Raw genomic sequence first — 17905 nt, forward strand, 5'->3', positions numbered from 1 at the left:
TCGCAACAGTATGGAGAAAACCCATGACGCAGAATATCGCACCACGCGACTTCGTGGCCGATCACACCGTCGCACGTTCTCAGCGCCCCATGATTGGCGGCCCGAACAGGTTCAAGGTCGCGGTTTTCGGCGCGAACGTGACGACCGGCCAGGGCGGTCTCAACCTCGCCGAGAACACGATCAAGCTCGGCAACTGGGGCGAGATCCAGGGCCTCGCGCAGAAGGCCGACCGCTACGGTGTCGACGGGTTCATCCCCATCGCCCGCTGGCAGGGACTCTCGGGCCCCGACCGCCCGTGGGGCCGACAGTACGAGACGTTCACGTGGGCAGCGGGTCTGGCAGCGGCGACGCAGAACATGCAGATCTTCGCCACCTGCCTCGTTCCTTTCATCCACCCGGTGATGGCGGCGAAGATGATGGCCACCGTCGACCACATCAGCGGCGGCCGCATGGGCCTGAACGCCACAGCCGGCTACTTCAAGCCCGAGTACCACATGTTCGGTGTCGAGGTGCCCGAGCACGACAAGCGCTATGAGCTGGCCGACGAGTGGATGACCATCGTCGAGCGACTCTGGGCAGTCGAAGACGACTACCAGTTCGACTTCGACGGGGACTTCTTCCACCTCCAGGGTGCCCAGTCGTGGCCCAAGCCTGTTCAGACGCCCGGGCCGATGGTGATGAGCGCGGGATCCAGCCCTGCCGGCCAGCAGTTCGCGTTCAAGCACGCCAACATCTTGTTCGCGGCGATCGGCAGCGTCGAGCACAGCCAGTCGGTGACACCCAAGCTGCGCGAGAACGCCGACGCGGCCGGGCGTGAGGACCTCGGCCTGTGGTCCGGTGTGCACATCATCTGCAAGGACACGGAGAAGGAAGCCAAGGAGTACCTCGAGTACATCGAGGAGAAGGGCGATTACGAGAGCGCCCTCCGCTACAAGCACATCATCCAGAACGGCGACGCCCGCGGGTGGAGCTGGGATCACTACAAGAAGTCCGAGGACCCGAAGCAGGACGAGACCATCAGGACGTTCTTCCGAGCCGGTCTCGTTCCGCTCGTCGGCACACCCGAGATGATCGTCGACGGGCTCCAGAAGCTGCACGACTCGGGCATCACGGGCATCTGCACCGGACTCGTCGACTACGACGAGGGTCTCGACCGGATGAACGAGCAGATCTTCCCGCTCATGCGCGACGCGGGTCTGCGCGCCTGACGTCCGACCATTCATGAAGGAATGAAGGCAGATGGCATTCCCTGATCCTCAACAGTTCAGGCTCGCCGTCACGGGACGAACCGAATCCGGCGATGCAGGCGGGATGTCGGCTTGGGGGCAGGCTATTTCGGATGCGGGGTGGCTCACCCCGCCCGAGGTCGTCCATCACGCGAAGCGCACGGTGTGCGCTTCAGACACCTCGATCTACTGCGGTGCCGACACCGGTTTCGGGGCGCCGATCAATATGCAACGTACGGTGGCCGACTTCATCAAGGCTGGTATCGCTGGCATCCACATCAAGGACCAGTGCGCCCCGAAGAAGTCGGGTGGTGTCGCCGGCAGGCCCAGCGTGACTACGACAACAACGACCTCGTCGGCGAACACTGCTGACGACGCGGCTCGTGAACTGATGTGGCCCCTGACCGCAGCGAGGAGGATCCCAGTGCGGCAGATGACTCGGCAGGTCCGTGCCCAGTACCTGGCCGCGAGCCGGCCGTCCGCGATCGAAAGCGTTCAGCCCCAAGACCAGGTTGTCACCGGCATCGTCCAACACGGCGATGCCCGCGGTCGATTGCTGGGATTTCCCACCGCCAACCTCACCATGGAGACCAGCGCCCACCTGGACGGTGTCTGGTCCGCCGTAGTCGTCACGGAGGATGACGGCCGACACTGGCCCGCTGCGGTCTCCGTCGGCCGGAGGACCACCTTCTACGGCCGCCACGGCCAACGACTCCTCGAAGCCCATCTTCTCGACGTGGAGATCGATCTGTACGACCGGCAAATATCGGTTCATCTCGTGACCCGCCTCCGCCCCCAGCGACGGTTTCGTGACGTCGAGGATCTTGTGGAGCAGCTGGCGACAGATGTTGAGGACGTCCGCAAGTGGGCGACATCAACTTCACCCGAAGCGGGTGCGCGATGACCGCGCGTCGGCCGCCGCCTCGGTGGGCAATTCTGCGCGTTGTGGACGCTGTTGAGGCGCAGCGTCGCGCAGGGCGCGCACGGATCGACGTCGGCCTGCTCGCACGACGCGTCGGACTCAGCCGAAGCATGACGTCCGCTTGCCTCTTCGCAGCAGATTCACGGCGCTCCCCGTCGACGTCTCCGCATCACGCGGTCGGCGTGACGAAGCCGAACTGACGATTACTCCGGCCCACTCGACTTCGGCGGACGAGTTGCCGTCGGCCCCGGAGCAGGGCCAGGAATGGGCCGCGAACACGCCATGACGCTGGTGTCCCGCGGCGCGATGCCGACGGGCCGGCAATACCTGTAATCACAACGGAAGTTTCTTCAGCTCTGGCTCACCCAGAGCGTTGCAGTGTTCCCATCTCGGTCACATTGACGTGATCAAGCAAGCGACGGGGCGGACAGTGGGGTCCATGCATGTGCCCCGCGAAAGGAGGAGGACTTATGACCCGGTCCAAGGTGCGCACGTCCAGCGACGACCCGATGATCGTCCGAAACGCGTTCGCGCAGTTCCCGTCCGGCGTGGCGGTGCTCGCGGTCGACATCGGCGGCGCGAAGCACGCGCTCGTCGCGTCGTCTTTCATGGTGGGCGCGTCGCTCGAACCGTGCCTCGTCGCGGTCGCTGTGCAGAAGTCTTCTGAGACATGGGGCCTGATCAAGGCTGCCGACTCGCTCGGCGTATCCATATTCGGCAAAGGCCAGGGCGATCTGCTGCGCAAGCTCGCGAGCAAGGACCGTGCTGCCCGCTTCGAGCAGGTCGCGATCGAAGTCGGCGACGAAGGCGCCATCTTCATCGAAGACGCAGCGCTGTGGCTCGAGTGCTCGATCCATGAGGTTTCCGAGGCAGGCGACCACTGGATGGCCCTGCTCCAGGTGAAACAGCTCGGCGTCGGCCAGAACGAGCCGCTCGTTTGGCACGGCGCGAAGTTCCGGGAACTCATCGACGCGTAGTCGATCGACGTCAAGTAGCCGCAACGCACGGGCCGTCACAGCCGTGCCCCGTCGGCTCGTCCGGTAGGACGGAGGTCCAGGGAGGCGGTGGCGAGTTTGACCGGAGGCTGCATCCGTTTTACGCTCGACTCCATACGGAGACAGGCTCCGTTTTGTCGTGATCGCGGAAACGCAAGCAATGGGAGGGTGCATGAGCGCCGAGGGACGACAGAGGCGCAAGCCTCGTGCGGGCGTCCAGCGCAACCGTGCAGCCCTGCAAGCGGCGCAGCAGCACTTCCCGAGGGAAGGGATCGCCACCTCCGTGGATGCGGTGGCCAGGGAGGTGGGCGTCCGGCCCACCGGGCGGACATCGCGCGGCTCGAGGACGCCTCCTAGGCGTTGTGACAACGGCTGCGGGCGATGGAGGAGTATTCAGCGCCTTCAGCGGACTGCCGGAACCGCTCACGCTCCCCTGCGGCGACCTCATCGTCACCACCGAAGAGTGCCTGCGGGCCACTCAACTTGCGGGCCACGCAAGGCAGTCAGTAAAGGGCACGCCCTCTCCCTCGCGGCGATCTCCACCGCCTGGCTCAATGAGACCCGAGCCCCCGACGAGGAATCACTCGACCGTCTGCGTGGACCCACCAAGAGCGGATACCGCGAACAGGACAACGCGGAGTAGGTCACCGGCCGCCTTCTTCACAGACGGCTGTCGGCGCCCTCAAGAGCGCCGGAGATTCCCCCCGCGGAGCCGTCCATGACAATCCGCCACTCCCCGGGACTGGCACAACTCTGAAAGAGATTAATAGTGAAAATTGGCATTATTGGAGCCGGGTCGATCGGGACGACGTTGGCGCGGAGGTTCAGCGCCGGCGGACACGACGTTGCGGTCGCCAATTCTCGGGGACCCGAGACGATCGGTGCCGAGGCACTGGAATTCGGGGCGCATGCGGTGACCTCGGCCGACACCGTCAAGGACAAGGACGTCATCGTTCTGTCCATCCCGTTCGCGCGAATCCCGGCGGTGGCTCCGCTGTTCGCCTCCGCACCCGACCAGACCGTAGTCATCGACACCTCCAACTACTTTCCCCACCGGGACGGCGCCATCGAGGCGGTGGACAACGGCCAGGTGGAAAGCCTGTGGGTCACCGAGCAGCTGGGGCGGCCCGTGGTCAAGGCGTGGAACGCCGTACTGTCACAAACGCTCGAGGTCATGGACGCTCCCGCGGGCACCCCGGACCGCATCGCGCTGCCGGTCGCGGCAGACACGGAGGAGGCGCGGCGCGTGGGCATGCGCCTGGTGGACGAATCCGGATTCGACCCCTTCGACGCCGGCACTCTGGCCGACTCCTGGCGCCAGCAGCCGATGATGCCCGCCTACTGCACCGAACTGGACTTGCGGGACCTGGAGAAGGCCCTCAACGCGGCCGACCGGGACGCGGCCCCGCGCGTCCGGGACCGCATGCTGGAGCGCGTCCTCGAGTTCACCTCCACGCCCACGCGGGAGCAGCTCCTCGAACTGAACCGCTCCGCCCACCGCTGAGCACACGGGCCGCGGCCCGCGCCACATCCCCTCCTTCCCCGCAAGAAACCCTGTGGGGTTCCAGAACCCAGCCTGGCCTGATAACCAGCAGCGATGGGTAGAGCAGCGCGCTCCGGGAAGGATCTCGGACTGTGTCGCTACGTCTGCTCTACCTGGTTTTCGCCCGGCTGCTCGGCTGGCTGGCGCTTCTCTGCCGTTCCTCGTCGTCCAAGAACATCGAACTACTGGTTCTGCGGCACGAGGTCGCGGTCCTGCGCCGCGCGAACCCCAAACCACGCTTCGACTGGGCGGACCGTGCCTACCTCGCCGCGCTGCTCCGACACCTGCCCAGAGCGCTGCGACAACACCGTCTGGTCACACCCGACACGATTCTGCGGTGGCACCGCCGGCTGGTGACGAAGAAGTGGACGTACCCCAACCAGACCGGCCGCCCGCCGATTGACCAGGCTACCGCCACGCTCATCGAACAACTCGCCGCGGAAAACGCCTCCTGGGGATACCAGCGCATCCAGGGTGAACTCCTCAAGCTCGGCCACCGCGTGGGCGCTTCGACAGTCCGCAGGATCCTCAAGCGCCGGAAGATACCCCCGGCACCCGAGCGATGCACCGACACGACATGGCGGCAGTTCCTCCGTACCCAAGCCTCGACGATGCTCGCCGTCGACTTCTTTCACGTCGACTGCGCGGTCACCCTGCAGCGGCTGTACGTCTTCTTCGCGTTGGAAGCCGGCACCCGGTATGTGCACGTCCTCGGCGTGACCAGCCATCCCGACGGGCCGTGGACCACACACCAGACCCGCAGTCTCCTGATGAACCTCGGCCACCGAGCATCCGAGTTCGCCTTCCTCGTACGCGACCGGGCCGGCCAGTTCAGCAGGTCATTCGACATGGTCCTCGCCAGCGAGGACATCAAGGTCGTGAAGATCCCTCCGCGGTGCCCTCAAGCGAATGCGTATGCGGAGAGGTTCGTGCGCACCGTCCGCTCGGAGGTCACCGACCGGATGCTCGTCTTCAGCCAACGCCACCTACGCACCGTGCTGAACGAGTACGCCCAGCATTACAACGGGCGAAGACCGCACCGCGGACAACAGCTGCACCCGCCGCGACCCGACCACCCCACCGCCGACCTCACCCACGAGAGGATCAAGCGCCGCCCAGTCCTCGGCGGCCTCATCAACGAGTACGAGCGAACGGGATGAAATGCAGGTCAGCACGACGCCCCAGTTCTGGAACCCCACACGGTCAGCGGCCAGTCGACGATTCGCACGTGGTGGCCGCCGGATACGACTCCGTCGACGACCTAACCCGGGCCTACCACCGCATTGAGGGCGTGTTCGTCCACCTGCCGGTGGTCTCCGAAGAGGACCGCCAAACCTACGCGCGCGTAACATCCTCGCCGCCGTCCCTGAAGCCCGCCCGCCCGTGTGGTGTTCTCCACCAGCGGTGCCCCGATCGACCCCCAAGAAGGCGGAGCTGCCGCGACGCTGGCCAGCGGCCTGGCGGACACCGGGGTGTCCCACGCGGGGATCGCCCCCACGTTCTACCTGGAGAGCCTGCTCATGCCCTACGTCCTCGACGCCTTCCGTGAATGAGGCGTGCTGCCCTACCCGATCCGCGCCGACTTCCCCGCCTCCTGGGCTTCGCACCTGGACATCGCCGATACTGTCGTCGCTCTCCTCGACCACCGGACATCACGGGCGTGGTTTCCGTCGGCCAGTACCCGGCAATCACCGGACCAGACCTGGCCGAGGCGTTCGCCGCCCACTTCGGTAAGAACCTCCAGTCGCAGGCCAGGCCCGGCGATCGTCCGCCACGGCGCGAGCAGCCGCTCAGCCAGATCCGGCCGCCCGGACACCAGGCCCTCACCGAGGTGCTCCTGAAACACCGGGCAGGCCGCCACCGGCACACCGTCGACAGGAGCGGTGTGCGCAGTCGACACGATCCGGCACAGCCGGGCCCACCCACCCACACCCTGCGCCAGCAGCGTCAGCCGCCACCGCGCCTCAACCACATGCGCACCCCGCTGGCTCAGAGAGCTGGGCATCGTCGACAAAGCGCCCGGATCGTCGCCCCGACCGCATGTGCGTACGTGCGTCGACGGGACCGAGCAACGGCTCCATCTGGCGGGTGGTGTGGGAGCTGCCGTCTTCCGTCACGCCGTCGAGGAGTCGTGGCTCGTCCATGCACACGACACACGTGTGGTGCGGCTGACGGACGACGGCCTGAGCGCTCTTCGCCTGCACCCGCGGCTGCCGGACACGACACTGACCGCCGACTGAGATCCACCCGCCATACGGCCTGCCGCCGGAGCACCAGCATGTGACCCGGCGAGCGGTCGCCAGACGAATCGTCACCGGGACAGTGCAGTTCGACAGGTGCTGTGGCCGTTGCGACATGGCTGCACTGACACTCCCGGGCACGAGGCTCTCATCAGCCGCAGCGCACTGGCTGCGGCACACCGTGAAGGAGTCATCACATGGGCCGATACGACCTCGCCCTCATCGGATTCGGGGGCGTCAACCGCGCGCTGGCCGAGCTCATATCTCAGCGTGGGGACAGCCTCGCCGAGGAGCTGGGATTCGCCCTGCGCGTCGTGGCGATCACCGACCTGCGGGCCGGTTCCCTGGTCGACAGCGACGGCATCGACCTGGCTCCGCTGCTGACGGCCGAACCTGGTGAGCTGAAGTTCGCCGGTCTGCCCGGCGGCAGTGCAGACCCGCGCAACGAGTGGGTGATCCGCGAGGTCCCGGCCGACATCGTCGCCGAGGCGACGTTCACCAACCCCACCGATGGCGAACCCGCCCTCTCCCATGTGCGCTGGGCTCTGAAGGCCGGCAAGCACGTGTGCACCACCAACAAGGGGCCGGTCGCGCTCGCCGCCAATGAGCTCAAGCTGCTGGCCGCCGATCACGGTGTCGGTTTCGAGTTCGAGGGCTCGGTGCTCAGCGGGACCCCGATCCTGCGCACCGCCCAGCGGATGTTCGACGGCCTGGAGATCACAGGTGTCCAGGGCATCATGAACGGCACGTCGAACTACATCCTCGGACGGCTCGAGGAAGGCATCGACCTGTCGGCGGCCATCGTGGAGGCCCAGAAGCTGGGATACGCCGAGGCCGATCCCACCGCCGACATCGAGGGCCACGACGTTCAGCTCAAGGTGATGATCCTTGCGAACGAGATCCTCGGCGCCGATCTGTGCCGCGAGGACGTGTTCTGCGAGGGCATTTCCAAGATCACCCCAGAGGATGCGCGGGACGCCGTGTCGAAGGGGCTGCGCTGGAAGCTGGTCGGTTCGGCCACCCGCCGGGCGGACGGCACCGTCGACGCCCGCGTGGCTCCCCTCGCGCTGCCCGGTGACCACCCGCTCGCGGGCATCTCCGGACCGGTCAACGCGGTCGCCTTCCACACCGACCTCCTCGGCACCGTCACCGTGTCGGGACCCGGCGCCGGCCGCATCGAGACGGCCTACGCCCTGCTGTCGGACATCATCGCCATCCACCAGCACCACCACGCGGACGACGACACCGCCCCCCTGCCCCGTGTTCTTCAGGAGACCCACCGTGGCTGACACCGTTGTGTCCCCCCGTATCGAGTTCGTCACCGGCATGGAGCCCGTGCACAACCCCTACACCGGCGAGGTCATCACCGCCGTGCCCACCGACGACGCAACCGCAGTCGGCGCCATCCTGCAGCAGGCCAGGGCCGGCCGCCGCATCGCAGGCGCCCTGTCCCGCGCCACCCGGGCCTCCATCCTGGAGCGCACCGCCCGGCTGGTCGAGCGGCGGGCCGAGTCCTTCGCCGAACTGATCGTCAACGAGGCGGGCAAGACCATCACCCAGGCCCGCAAGGAGGTCGCCCGCGCCGTCAACACTCTCGCGCTGTCCGCGGCCGAGGTCCGGCGCAACGCTGGCGAGGTCATCCCCTTCGACTCCTACGAGGGCTCCGAGAAGCGGCAGGGCTGGTTCACCCGCGAACCCCTCGGCATCATCGCCGCCATCACCCCGTTCAACGACCCTCTCAACCTGGTCGCCCACAAGCTGGGCCCGGCCGTCGCCGGCGGCAACGCAGTCATCCTCAAACCGTCTGCTCTCACCCCACTGTCCGCGATGCGCCTGGTCAACACCCTCGTCGAGGCCGGGATGCCAGAGGAGATCGTCACGGTCGTCAACGGCAGTGCCGATGTCGGGGCCGCAATCGTCAGCGCCCCCGATGTGCGCATGGTGTCGTTCACCGGAGGGTTCGCCACCGGCGAGGCCATCTCCCGCTCGGCCGGCCTGAAGAAGTTGGCCATGGATCTCGGCGGCAACGCCCCGGTCATCGTCATGGACGACGCGGACCTGGACGAGGCGGTGGCGTCGTGCGTCTCCGGTGCGTTCTGGGCCGCGGGCCAGAACTGCATCGGCACCCAGCGGATCCTGATCGCGGCCGAGGTGTACGAGTCCTTCCGCGATGCCTTCGTCACCGGCACGAAGGCGCTGCGCGTGGGGGACCCGTTCGACGAGCGCACCGACGTCGGCCCCATGATCACCGAGGAGGCCGGGCGTGCCACCCGGATGAAGGTCGATGCCGCGGTGGCCCAGGGAGCCGTGCTGCTGTGCGGCAACGAGCTGAACGGCTCCCTGTATACGCCGACGGTCCTGGAAGACGTCCCGGCCACCTGCACCATCTGGCAGGAGGAGGCATTCGCTCCGGTCGTCGTACTCCAGCCGTTCGCGTCCTTCGAGGACGCCATCGAGCAGGCCAACGCCATCGACTACAGCCTCCACGCGGGCATCTTCACCTCGCGTCTGGACCGGGCGCTGTCCGCGGCCCGGCTGCTGGAAGCCGGCGGAGTAATGATCAATGACTCGTCCGACTACCGGTTTGACGCGATGCCGTTCGGCGGGTTCAAGTACGGGAGCATGGGCCGCGAGGGCGTGCGCTTCGCCTTCGAGGAGATGACCCAGCCTAAGGTCGTCTGCGTCAACCACCTGGACGATGTACGGTGACCGGCTTCCGCATGGAGTGCGACTCCCTGGGGACCCTCCCGGTCCCGGCTGACGCTTACTGGGGGGTGCACACCGCCCGGGCACTGGAGAACTTTCAGGCCAGCGGCATCCCGCTGGCTGCCCACCCGTCCCTGGTCCAGGCGTTGGCCATGGTCAAACGTGCTGCCGCCCGGGCCAACGGGGAGATCGGCGCGCTGGAGCCGGACACCGCCGGGGCCATCGAGGCCGCCTGTCAGGCCATCGAGGCCGGCCGCCACCATCAGGAGTTTCCGGTCGATGTCATCCAGGGCGGCGCCGGCACCAGCACCAACATGAATGCGAACGAGGTCATCGCCAACCTCGCTCTGGAGCATCTGGGTTTCGAGCGGGGCCGCTACGACGTGGTCTCCCCGCTCGACCATGTCAACCGCTGCCAGTCCACCAACGACGTCTACCCCACCGCGCTGCGGCTTGCCGTCAGTACCGCCTTGGGCGGGCTGCTGGCCGAACTGGCCTCGCTCGCGGACACGTTCGCGGCCAAGGGAGACGAGTTCGCTCATGTGGTGAAGGTGGGCCGCACCCAGCTGCAGGACGCCGTCCCGATGACCCTCGGTCAGGAGTTCGCCGCCTTCGGCGTGACCCTGGGCGAGGATGTGGCCCGTATCCGCGAGGCTCTGCCGCTGCTGCACGAGATCAGCCTCGGCGCCACTGCCATCGGAACCGGCATCACCACGGAACCCGGGTATGCCGAGGCAGCCGTACGGCACCTGGCCGCTCTCACCGGGCTGGACCTGAAACCGGCCTTCGACCTGGTCGAGGCGACCTCCGACACCGGCGCCTTCCTGCTCGTGTCCGGTGTCCTGAAGCGGTCGGCGATCAAGTTGTCGAAGATCTGCAACGACCTGCGCTTGCTGTCCAGCGGCCCGCAGAGCGGTCTTGCCGAGATCGTGCTGCCGCCCCGCCAGGCGGGCTCGTCGATCATGCCGGGCAAGGTCAACCCTGTGATCCCAGAGATGTTCAACCAGATCTGCTACGCGGTGGCCGGCGCCGATGTTTCCATCACGATGGCGGCGGAGAACGGGCAACTCCAGCTCAACGCCTTCGAGCCGCTGATGGGGCACCTACTGCTGACCTCCATCCAGTGGCTCACGCGGGGCTGCTCGGCCCTGCGCTCGCACTGCGTGGCCGGGATCACCGCCAACGAGGAGCACCTAGCCCGGCAGGTCGCCCGGTCCGTGGGCTCGGTTACAGCCCTGACCCCGTACATCGGCTACACCGCGGCTGCCCGGATCGCGAAGCAGGCTCTGGAGACCGGGGCAGACGTGGCGGACCTCGTGGCCCAAGCTGGGCTGCTCGACCGGGACCAGGCGACCAAGCTGCTCAGACCCGAGCCGCGGAACCCTTCCTTCCTCGCAGGCGGTTGACACCCTTGAGCGATCAGCACCGTGACGGCGTCACGGACATCGGGCATCCAGGCCGTGACTTCCCGGATGCCCTTACGCGTTCCAGCAAGGCGGCTTCGCGCCGCAGCAGACGTCGAAGCCGCCGCTGACGACCTCGCGAGCAGACCGGCTCCTGGACACGTCCACGGAGCGCCTCACATCGCACCGGCTTGTCGAGGCCAGCAGACCGGTCACCGCCGCCTGGTACATCCCACTCTTCGCAGTCAGCAAGGCCGGACCGGAGTCGGCCCTCCTTGCGCTCCGCATCCGATGCCATGCCCCCCTTCCCACCCCATGAAGGATTGATTCCCATGCTCGACTCTCTGGTGGCCAAGACCGTCAGTCCTGTGCTGTCACTCGTCCGCATCGTCCTCGGTGTCCTATTCGCCTGTCACGGCGCAGCATCGCTGTTCGGCGTGTGGGGCGGGGCGGCCGGCACCCACGGCGCCACGGTGCCGTTCGACTCCTGGCCGGACGGGTGGGCGGCGGTCATCGAAATAGTCTGCGGTGGCCTGGTGGCTCTGGGCCTGTTCACCCGGCTGGCGGCGCTGGTCTGCTCTGGCTCGATGGCCTACGCATACTTCGTCGTGCACCTGGCGGCGGGCCTTCTGCCGATCGAGAATGACGGCGAGCCGGCCGCACTATACGCCTGGGCCTTCCTGCTGGTCGCCGCGCTGGGGTCCGGGCCGTGGGCTCTCGACCGGCTGCTGGCAAACGAGCGGGCACCGCAGGCCGGGGCGCTCGAGCGTCAGGCAACCGTGGACGCCTGACACGTCATAAAGCTCGGGTCTCACCGATGCCTGACAGTGAACCCCGAGCAACCAGCAGAATCAGTGGTCTCACCGGCTGGGGGTGCTCCAAGCATGCTGTCACTGTCATCGCGATGCTCGAGGCGTTCGCGGCCGCACCCCCGCCCGGCTAAACCCTGCCTCGTCGCGGCCGGTTGACGCGCCTGTACCAGGCATCAGCGCCGTAGTCGCGTCGCGTACGCGAGGCATCCGAGCCAGGTCGCCCCGGCAGCCTGGTCGCGCTTCCGCGAGGGGCACTACCGGCTCACCACGCCCGCCGAACAGAACACCGACGCTCCCCTGCCCCTCGCCCCGGGCCCCAGGCCCACTCTCGACCAACTCCCCCTGGAGACTCCATGTCCACCCCACAGGCGGACCGCTCTCAGAACCCGAACATTGGCTGGACCTGGCTGCTGATCTCTTCGCTCTTCGAGATCACCTTCGCGCTCTCCGCCGAGGCCACCCACGGCTTCACCCGCCTCGGCCCCTCCCTGCTCACCGTGGCTGCCGTCTCCTGCTCCATATTCATGCTCTCCAAGGCACTGAAGTCGATCGACGTCGGAGTCGGCTATACCGTCTGGTCCGGCATCGGAAGCGTCGGCACTGTCGTCTTCAGCACGCTCGTCTACGACGAGTCCCTGACGCTGTGGAAGGTCCTGGCTTTCGTCCTGATCATCGGAGGTGCCGCCACCCTGCAGATCAGCGACAGATTCGAAGTGAAGAAGAAGGCCACCGAGCGCAGCTCCCGCTCTCACCAGCCCGTTGCGTAACACTCCCGCCCCGCGAACCTGACGCACAAGGAGTCAGCCCCATGACCTGGGTCTACCTCAGCATCGCCGTTGTCTTCGAGATCTGCTTCGCTCTAGGCACCAACGCCACTAACGGATTCACCCGCCTATGGCCCTCAGTGCTGACCCTGCTGGCCGCCGCTGGAGGCATCTACACTCTGTCCCTGGCCCTACTCGAGCTCGACGTCTCGGTCGGCTACACCATCTGGACCGGCGTGGGCGGCGTCGGCACCGTCATCATGGGCGCCATCCTCTTCAAGGAGAAGATCACCCTCACCCGTCTACTGTCGTTCGCCGCGATCATCAGCGGCGCCGTCATCCTGCGCCTGACCTCCATCTGATCCGCAAGGACACGCACACAGTCGGCCCTCGGCCTACCAGGCTGCAGGGCCGTTTCCGCCTCGCAGGCGGCTGACGACCCTGGACAGGGTGAGTGCTGTGACCGTGTCCCGTACGCCGGGCATCTGGGCGATTTCTTCCCAGATGTCCCGCACGCGTTCCAGCGAGGCCGCCTCAAGGCGCACCATGATGTCGAAGTCGCCGCTGAGGATTTCGCAGATCACGACTTCGGGGATGAGTTTGAGCGCGGCCAGGACGTCTCCGCCGCGCATGCGGTCCTGGCGGTAGACGAGCACGAGAGCCGAGACGACATCTTCACCAGCGTCCTCGCCGGGCCGGATGATGGTGTAGCCGGCGATGTGGCCCTGTCGCTCCAAGCGCTCGATGCGCTGACGGACGGCGTTGCGGGACAGCAGAACCCGGTTGGCCAGCTCGGCATGAGAGATGCGGGCGTTACGCGCCAGCTCAACGATGATCTTCTCGTCGATGGCGTCCAAGGTGGGCGGTCTCCTTCACGAACAGGGCCCCCACAGCCAGGGCGCTGTCGGGGGCCGGTACACAATGTCGGACCTGTCAGGAGTGGCGATGAGTAGTCCCTCCGGAGCAGAGCAGCAGTTGTGCAAGTACCTGCGGGGACTCGGCGGTCGCCTGGGCGCCCGCCGACTCGTCAGCTGTCCCGTATCCCCACAGTACGCGGATCGCCGGGATGCCTTCGGCGGCTGCGCTCAGCACGTCGTAGCCTCGATCGCCCACCATCAGCGGCCGCGAGATGTCGACCCCATGCAGCCCCAGACGCTGCAGGCACTCCCGGATCACGTCCCGCTTGCTGCTGCGGCCTGCCGCATCGGATGTGCCGCACACGGTCACCATGTGCGCGGCCAGGCCGTAGTGCTCGGTGATCCTCACAGCCTGGTCCTCAACCTTCGAGGTCGCCACCGCCATAGGGAAACCGGCCCGCGCCAGGGCCTCCAGCAAGTCGGGCACCCCGTCATACACACTGCTGTCCAGGGCACCCCTCCTGGCGTACTCAGCGCGGTAGAGCCGTAGGGCTCGCTTCGCCGTCGGCCCGTCGAGGCAGACGACCTCACGGAACGTCTGGTACATGGGTGGACCGACGAAGCTGCGCAGCCTGTCGGGGTCCGGCACAGGTGCTCCGATGGCCATGAGCGTGGCGGCGACGCTGCTGGTGATGCCCGGGGCGGAATCCACCAGAGTGCCGTCGAGATCGAGGAGGAGGCATGAGGGCGTCACAGCGGTCACCTTCGCCACCACTGCGGCAAGGGACGCAGTGGTGGCAGGGTCGTAGGGCAGTTGGTCAGGACGCGAAGGTGGTGTCGAGGGCGGCGCGGATGTCAGCGATGAGATCGTCCGCGTCTTCCAGGCCGATGGACAACCGCAGGTGCCCGTACTTCCTGAAGGGCTGCGGGTAGTTCTCGATGCCGCCACGTCCGCTGCCGCCGACGTGCACGATCAGGGATTCGTCATGGCCGAGCGACACAGCGGAGGTGATCACGCGCAGGTCGTTGACAAACCGGTTCTGGGTGGCGGAGTCGCCGTCCACGGCGAAGGCCATCATGGCGCCGTATCCGGCACCGGCGAACTGGCGGCGCGCTGTCTCGTGCTGCGGGTGCGATTCGAGGCCCGGGAAGTAGGTGTATGCGATCCGGGGGTCGCTCTCAAGGAACGCGGCAACCTTCTCGGCCGAGTCGAACTGCTGCCGAAGCCGCAGCGGCAGGGTGACGGACCCGCGCATGATCATCCAGGCGTTGAACGGCGAGATCACGCCGCCGACCTCGACCATGGCCTCATGGCGGATCGCGTCCACGAGTTCACGGGACCCGACCACGACACCGCCCATCGCGTCGCCGTGGCCGTTGATGTACTTCGTCAGCGAGTGCACGACGAGGTCGGCGCCGTCCTGCAGGGCACGGTAGAACGGCGGAGGGGTCCACGTAGCGTCGACCGACAGCAGGGCTCCGGCGGCATGTGCGATGTCGGCGAGTCCGGCGATATCCGCGACCGTCGTCGTTGGATTGGCGATGGTCTCCGCGTGGACGAGCTTCGTGTTCGGGCGCACAGCGCCGCGGACCGCGTCGAGATCGCTGATGTCGACGAAGGTGGCCTCGATGCCGTACTTCTTCGGAAGCAGCTCGTTGAAGAGTTGCCAGACTGCGTCGTACGTCACGTTCGAGACCACCACGTGGTCGCCCGACTTCAGATGGGTGAAGAACACACTGTGCAGCGCAGCCACCCCGGTGGCGAGCACGACTGCGTCCTCGCCGCCCTCCAGGGCTGCAAGCTTGGTCTGCAGACAGACCTGGTTGGCGCCGGAGTTGCGGGTGTAGACCAGTCCGTCAGGCGAGGACCACTCCATGGTCGACGGGTCTTCCGGCAACAGGTAAGAGTTGGCCATCACCAGCGGGGTCCGTACCGCCCCGGTGCCCTTGTCGATGGTGTTGCCGACGTGCACGGACTGAGTGGCGAACGCGAGGGTGGACGGGTCGTGCTTGTCAGGACGACTGACTGTCACCTGGGGATCTGCGCTCATGGTCGCTAGTTCCTTTCACCACCGACATCGTCAAAATGTCATAGAAGAGGTTGAATGGATGCGGGCCGGCCAAGATGTCGCTCACACCTGGCGCCCCGGCGTGCAGTAGCTGGGAAATGCGGCCGCACGGTCATTTAAATGTACCACCCGGTCGATACGTTGAGAGCTGCGTCGCACTCAATCCCCCCGCCGGCCCTCGCCAGCTTCCGTGACCTGCGATCGCGGCGACTTCCTCAGCGGAGTCAGCGCCCGCCGAGCGCACACGGTCACCACCGCGGCACCCACCGACCTCGGCGCCCGGTAACCAGCGCCGAAACAGGTCTGGGACGCCGTCCTGTGCGATCAGCCCACACCAACCCCATCTGTCTGACATGCCAGTGCGCACTCTGTTTCGGCAGAGCCCCATCCGTTCCCGGACGAGGCACGCCGTACGCGGATTCCGACGACGGCATCCAGGAAGTGCGTCGCCGTGGCATGGATCGTTCTGATCGTTTCCAGAGGGTGCTTGAGGCCGCCTGAGCTACCGCCAGGGGTACTCCCGTCTCCTGCCCACCGTGATCTTCGCTGGCGAACTCGTCGCCAGCATGCTCGGGTCTACGCCCTTTGCCGGTCGGCACCGGCTACACGATGTGGGTCGGCATCGATGCCGTCCTGACGGTGACGCACGCGATGGCCCTGGACGGTGAGGCCGTCTCCCTCAAATTGTTCATGCTCGTCGGCTGCGTGGTGGGCCTGACAGTCCTGCACTGCGGGGCCACTTCGGCTACCCCTGCCCCAGCTTCCGCTTATGCCCTCGCAAGCGCACAGGCCAAGCCGAAGGCGAGCCGAGCAGTGGCCAGTTGACCAGGCCGCGCCCCTGAAGGGACGTCCGGGGCCGGCCCGCCGACGAGGCGATCACGGCCGCCCCTTGGAGGACTCGGGGGCGTGGGCCGACTGAACGAGGGTGCGGGCGATCTGTTGGAGGGACTGCAATACGACGGAAACCCCCTGACGGATCGCATGTTCAGGGCGCATGAGTGCGTCGATGTTGCGTAGTGCCCGGACTTCGCCAAGGGGCCGAAGAGTCACCCCGGAGTCCTTCGGCGGAGCGGCCGTGTACCGCGGCAACAGCGCGACGAGATTCCCCTGAGCGACCATCGCCGCCGCTGTCGTGAAGTCGTTGATCCGGTGCACGACGCGCATCGGCCGGCCCGCGGACGCCGCGATCGATTCGAGGAGGTCGGCAGGAGAGAAGCCGGTGTGTGTGGAGACGAAAGGCAGGTCGACGAGATCTTCCGGACAGAGCTGCGCGCGCCGCGCCAGCGGGTGGTCGGTGCGCATCGCGACGTCCACCGGCTCCTGCAGGAGCGGCACCACTGACAACTGCTGCGTCGGCCACGGAGGCGTGTGGCTCATCCGGTGAGCGATGACCAGGTCGTACGACGCGGTGAGGACAGGAAAGGCGTCCCGGGCAACGTCCTCGTCCACGCACTCCACCGGCGGGTGGTCGGTCTCACTCGACAGCGCCGCCAGCGCGGGGAAGAACGTCACTGCAGCGCTGTGGAATCCCGAAACCCTCACGGACGCCGACAGGTCCCCGAGGTACGCGTCGACACTGGCTTCCGCCTGAGCCACCGCGGATGCCACTGCCACTGCGGCCGCGGCGAGCGCCTGCCCCGCACCCGTCAGTTCGATGGAGCGGCCGCGCTTGTGTGTCAGCGGCGTCGCGAACCGGCGCTGCAGGGATGCCACGACCTGGGAAACAGCGGACGGAGTGACGGACAGCGCCCGGGCGGTTGCCGCGATGCTGCCGTGATCAGCAAGCTCCCTCAGCACCCGCAGCTGATGCAAATCCATTAGGTGAAGCTAAACCATCAGTATCCGTATTGATAGTTGGTCTGGGGAATAGTCGCCTCTACCATCGTCGCAACCGACTGCCCAGGCTGCCGCCCGTGGTCGCTCCACACCAGGCAGACCGCAGGCGTGAGCGTCGGCCATGCCGAACCGGACCGCGCCCCACAAGCCCGCGTCGTGTCCACAGCAAATGCCGCATCCCTCAGCAGCCCTCCCGACCTGACAGCAGGGCAGGGTGGCAGCTCCAACACCTCTCGCTCCACAGGCGTGATTGCGACGCAGCCGCCACCCGCCCCAAAGGGGGGCGGCCCGAGCCGACTGGTCGGCCGCCTCGAGATGTCCGACAGCATGCGCAGCGGCGGAATTCTGTTCCAGGACTCACGCAGCACAACCCGGCCCCCTGTCGGTCGTCGGCATCAGCGTTGCGCATCCAGCAACCTCCGGTCTGCTGGACGCTGGCCGACTGCGCCCGCGGCAGGCACACCGGCGATCGCCCAGTGTGACGAACCGGCCTGACGCGTGACCTGCTGCCAGCCGGCACCCGCGTCCGGGA

At 66.9% G+C, this 17905-nt stretch carries 18 protein-coding genes; 13 read left to right on the top strand and 5 right to left on the bottom strand.

All coding sequences use genetic code 11. The annotated features are described in order from the left end of the window. The first annotated feature begins 23 nt into the window (after positions 1-23). The 6 genes from OHA58_RS03565 to OHA58_RS03590 all read left to right on the top strand — a co-directional run bounded on the left by OHA58_RS03565 (position 24) and on the right by OHA58_RS03590 (position 6239). Positions 24-1208, top strand: a complete 1185-nt coding sequence (locus tag OHA58_RS03565) for an LLM class flavin-dependent oxidoreductase (RefSeq protein ID WP_266557490.1) — start codon at positions 24-26, stop codon at positions 1206-1208. Positions 1209-1239: 31 nt separating this feature from the next. Continuing rightward, the gene (locus tag OHA58_RS03570) at positions 1240-2130 is read left to right on the top strand and encodes a riboflavin kinase (RefSeq protein WP_405476285.1); all 891 of its coding nucleotides are present in this window, start codon (positions 1240-1242) and stop codon (positions 2128-2130) included. 488 nt (positions 2131-2618) lie between these two features. Beyond that, a complete protein-coding gene (locus OHA58_RS03575) occupies positions 2619-3125 on the top strand; it encodes a flavin reductase family protein (protein WP_266557494.1) in 507 nt (168 codons plus the stop codon). A gap of 787 nt (positions 3126-3912) precedes the next feature. Beyond that, positions 3913-4647, top strand: a complete 735-nt coding sequence (locus OHA58_RS03580; protein WP_405476288.1) for an NADPH-dependent F420 reductase — start codon at positions 3913-3915, stop codon at positions 4645-4647. Positions 4648-4778: 131 nt separating this feature from the next. Then, the gene (locus OHA58_RS03585; protein ID WP_405476291.1) at positions 4779-5846 is read left to right on the top strand and encodes an integrase core domain-containing protein; all 1068 of its coding nucleotides are present in this window, start codon (positions 4779-4781) and stop codon (positions 5844-5846) included. A gap of 225 nt (positions 5847-6071) precedes the next feature. Continuing rightward, positions 6072-6239, top strand: a complete 168-nt coding sequence (locus OHA58_RS03590) for a hypothetical protein (protein ID WP_405476294.1) — start codon at positions 6072-6074, stop codon at positions 6237-6239. 11 nt (positions 6240-6250) lie between these two features. On the opposite strand, the gene OHA58_RS03595 is transcribed toward OHA58_RS03590, so the two are convergent. After that, positions 6251-6691 carry a hypothetical protein gene (locus OHA58_RS03595; protein ID WP_405476296.1) on the bottom strand — a complete coding sequence of 147 codons (441 nt, stop codon included), beginning with the start codon at positions 6689-6691 and terminating at the stop codon, positions 6251-6253. An 88-nt stretch (positions 6692-6779) separates the two neighbouring features. Between OHA58_RS03595 and OHA58_RS03600 the strand changes: the two genes are divergently transcribed. The 7 genes from OHA58_RS03600 to OHA58_RS03630 all read left to right on the top strand — a co-directional run bounded on the left by OHA58_RS03600 (position 6780) and on the right by OHA58_RS03630 (position 12973). Continuing rightward, positions 6780-6926, top strand: a complete 147-nt coding sequence (locus OHA58_RS03600) for a hypothetical protein (protein WP_405476299.1) — start codon at positions 6780-6782, stop codon at positions 6924-6926. A 197-nt stretch (positions 6927-7123) separates the two neighbouring features. Beyond that, entirely contained in the window at positions 7124-8215 is a 1092-nt protein-coding gene (locus OHA58_RS03605; protein ID WP_405476302.1) for a homoserine dehydrogenase, read from the top strand. Next, positions 8208-9635 carry an aldehyde dehydrogenase family protein gene (locus OHA58_RS03610; protein ID WP_405476305.1) on the top strand — a complete coding sequence of 476 codons (1428 nt, stop codon included), beginning with the start codon at positions 8208-8210 and terminating at the stop codon, positions 9633-9635. The genes OHA58_RS03605 and OHA58_RS03610 overlap by 8 nt, the downstream gene beginning before the upstream one ends. Positions 9636-9646: 11 nt before the next feature. Further along, complete coding sequence (locus tag OHA58_RS03615) at positions 9647-11038, top strand: aspartate ammonia-lyase (protein ID WP_405484739.1); 1392 nt, start codon at positions 9647-9649, stop codon at positions 11036-11038. A gap of 329 nt (positions 11039-11367) precedes the next feature. Continuing rightward, positions 11368-11826, top strand: coding sequence for a DoxX family protein (locus OHA58_RS03620; RefSeq protein ID WP_405476307.1), 459 nt, complete (start codon positions 11368-11370; stop codon positions 11824-11826). 374 nt (positions 11827-12200) lie between these two features. Beyond that, positions 12201-12614 (top strand): DMT family transporter, encoded by a 414-nt coding sequence (locus OHA58_RS03625; protein WP_405476310.1) that lies wholly within the window; start codon positions 12201-12203, stop codon positions 12612-12614. 41 nt (positions 12615-12655) lie between these two features. After that, positions 12656-12973: a multidrug efflux SMR transporter gene (locus OHA58_RS03630; protein WP_326778897.1), complete on the top strand. Its 318-nt coding sequence runs from the start codon at positions 12656-12658 to the stop codon at positions 12971-12973. A 33-nt stretch (positions 12974-13006) separates the two neighbouring features. Here the strand turns inward: OHA58_RS03630 and OHA58_RS03635 are convergent, their stop codons facing one another. From OHA58_RS03635 to OHA58_RS03650, 4 genes are all read right to left on the bottom strand, one after another. Further along, positions 13007-13468, bottom strand: a complete 462-nt coding sequence (locus OHA58_RS03635; RefSeq protein ID WP_405476312.1) for an Lrp/AsnC family transcriptional regulator — start codon at positions 13466-13468, stop codon at positions 13007-13009. A gap of 76 nt (positions 13469-13544) precedes the next feature. Continuing rightward, on the bottom strand, positions 13545-14231 hold the full coding sequence (locus OHA58_RS03640) for an HAD hydrolase-like protein (protein ID WP_405476315.1): 687 nt from the start codon (positions 14229-14231) through the stop codon (positions 13545-13547). A 55-nt stretch (positions 14232-14286) separates the two neighbouring features. Next, on the bottom strand, positions 14287-15519 hold the full coding sequence (locus OHA58_RS03645) for a trans-sulfuration enzyme family protein (RefSeq protein WP_405476318.1): 1233 nt from the start codon (positions 15517-15519) through the stop codon (positions 14287-14289). Between the two features lie 894 nt (positions 15520-16413). Then, the gene (locus OHA58_RS03650; protein ID WP_405476320.1) at positions 16414-17355 is read right to left on the bottom strand and encodes a LysR family transcriptional regulator; all 942 of its coding nucleotides are present in this window, start codon (positions 17353-17355) and stop codon (positions 16414-16416) included. Positions 17356-17905 lie beyond the last annotated feature (550 nt).

The sequence above is a fragment of the Streptomyces sp. NBC_00009 genome (assembly GCF_045040855.1).
Taxonomy (GTDB): Bacteria; Actinomycetota; Actinomycetes; order Streptomycetales; family Streptomycetaceae; genus Streptomyces; species Streptomyces aureus.

Bases quoted from the DNA above. Each gene is read 5' to 3' on its own strand.
- OHA58_RS03565 (WP_266557490.1), top strand. From the start codon at position 24: ATGACGCAGAATATCGCACCACGCGACTTCGTGGCCGATCACACCGTC.
- OHA58_RS03570 (WP_405476285.1), top strand. From the start codon at position 1,240: ATGGCATTCCCTGATCCTCAACAGTTCAGGCTCGCCGTCACGGGACGA.
- OHA58_RS03575 (WP_266557494.1), top strand. From the start codon at position 2,619: ATGACCCGGTCCAAGGTGCGCACGTCCAGCGACGACCCGATGATCGTC.
- OHA58_RS03595 (WP_405476296.1), bottom strand. From the start codon at position 6,691: ATGCCCAGCTCTCTGAGCCAGCGGGGTGCGCATGTGGTTGAGGCGCGG.
- OHA58_RS03605 (WP_405476302.1), top strand. From the start codon at position 7,124: ATGGGCCGATACGACCTCGCCCTCATCGGATTCGGGGGCGTCAACCGC.
- OHA58_RS03615 (WP_405484739.1), top strand. From the start codon at position 9,647: ATGGAGTGCGACTCCCTGGGGACCCTCCCGGTCCCGGCTGACGCTTAC.
- OHA58_RS03620 (WP_405476307.1), top strand. From the start codon at position 11,368: ATGCTCGACTCTCTGGTGGCCAAGACCGTCAGTCCTGTGCTGTCACTC.
- OHA58_RS03625 (WP_405476310.1), top strand. From the start codon at position 12,201: ATGTCCACCCCACAGGCGGACCGCTCTCAGAACCCGAACATTGGCTGG.
- OHA58_RS03630 (WP_326778897.1), top strand. From the start codon at position 12,656: ATGACCTGGGTCTACCTCAGCATCGCCGTTGTCTTCGAGATCTGCTTC.
- OHA58_RS03645 (WP_405476318.1), bottom strand. From the start codon at position 15,519: ATGAGCGCAGATCCCCAGGTGACAGTCAGTCGTCCTGACAAGCACGAC.
- OHA58_RS03650 (WP_405476320.1), bottom strand. From the start codon at position 17,355: ATGGATTTGCATCAGCTGCGGGTGCTGAGGGAGCTTGCTGATCACGGC.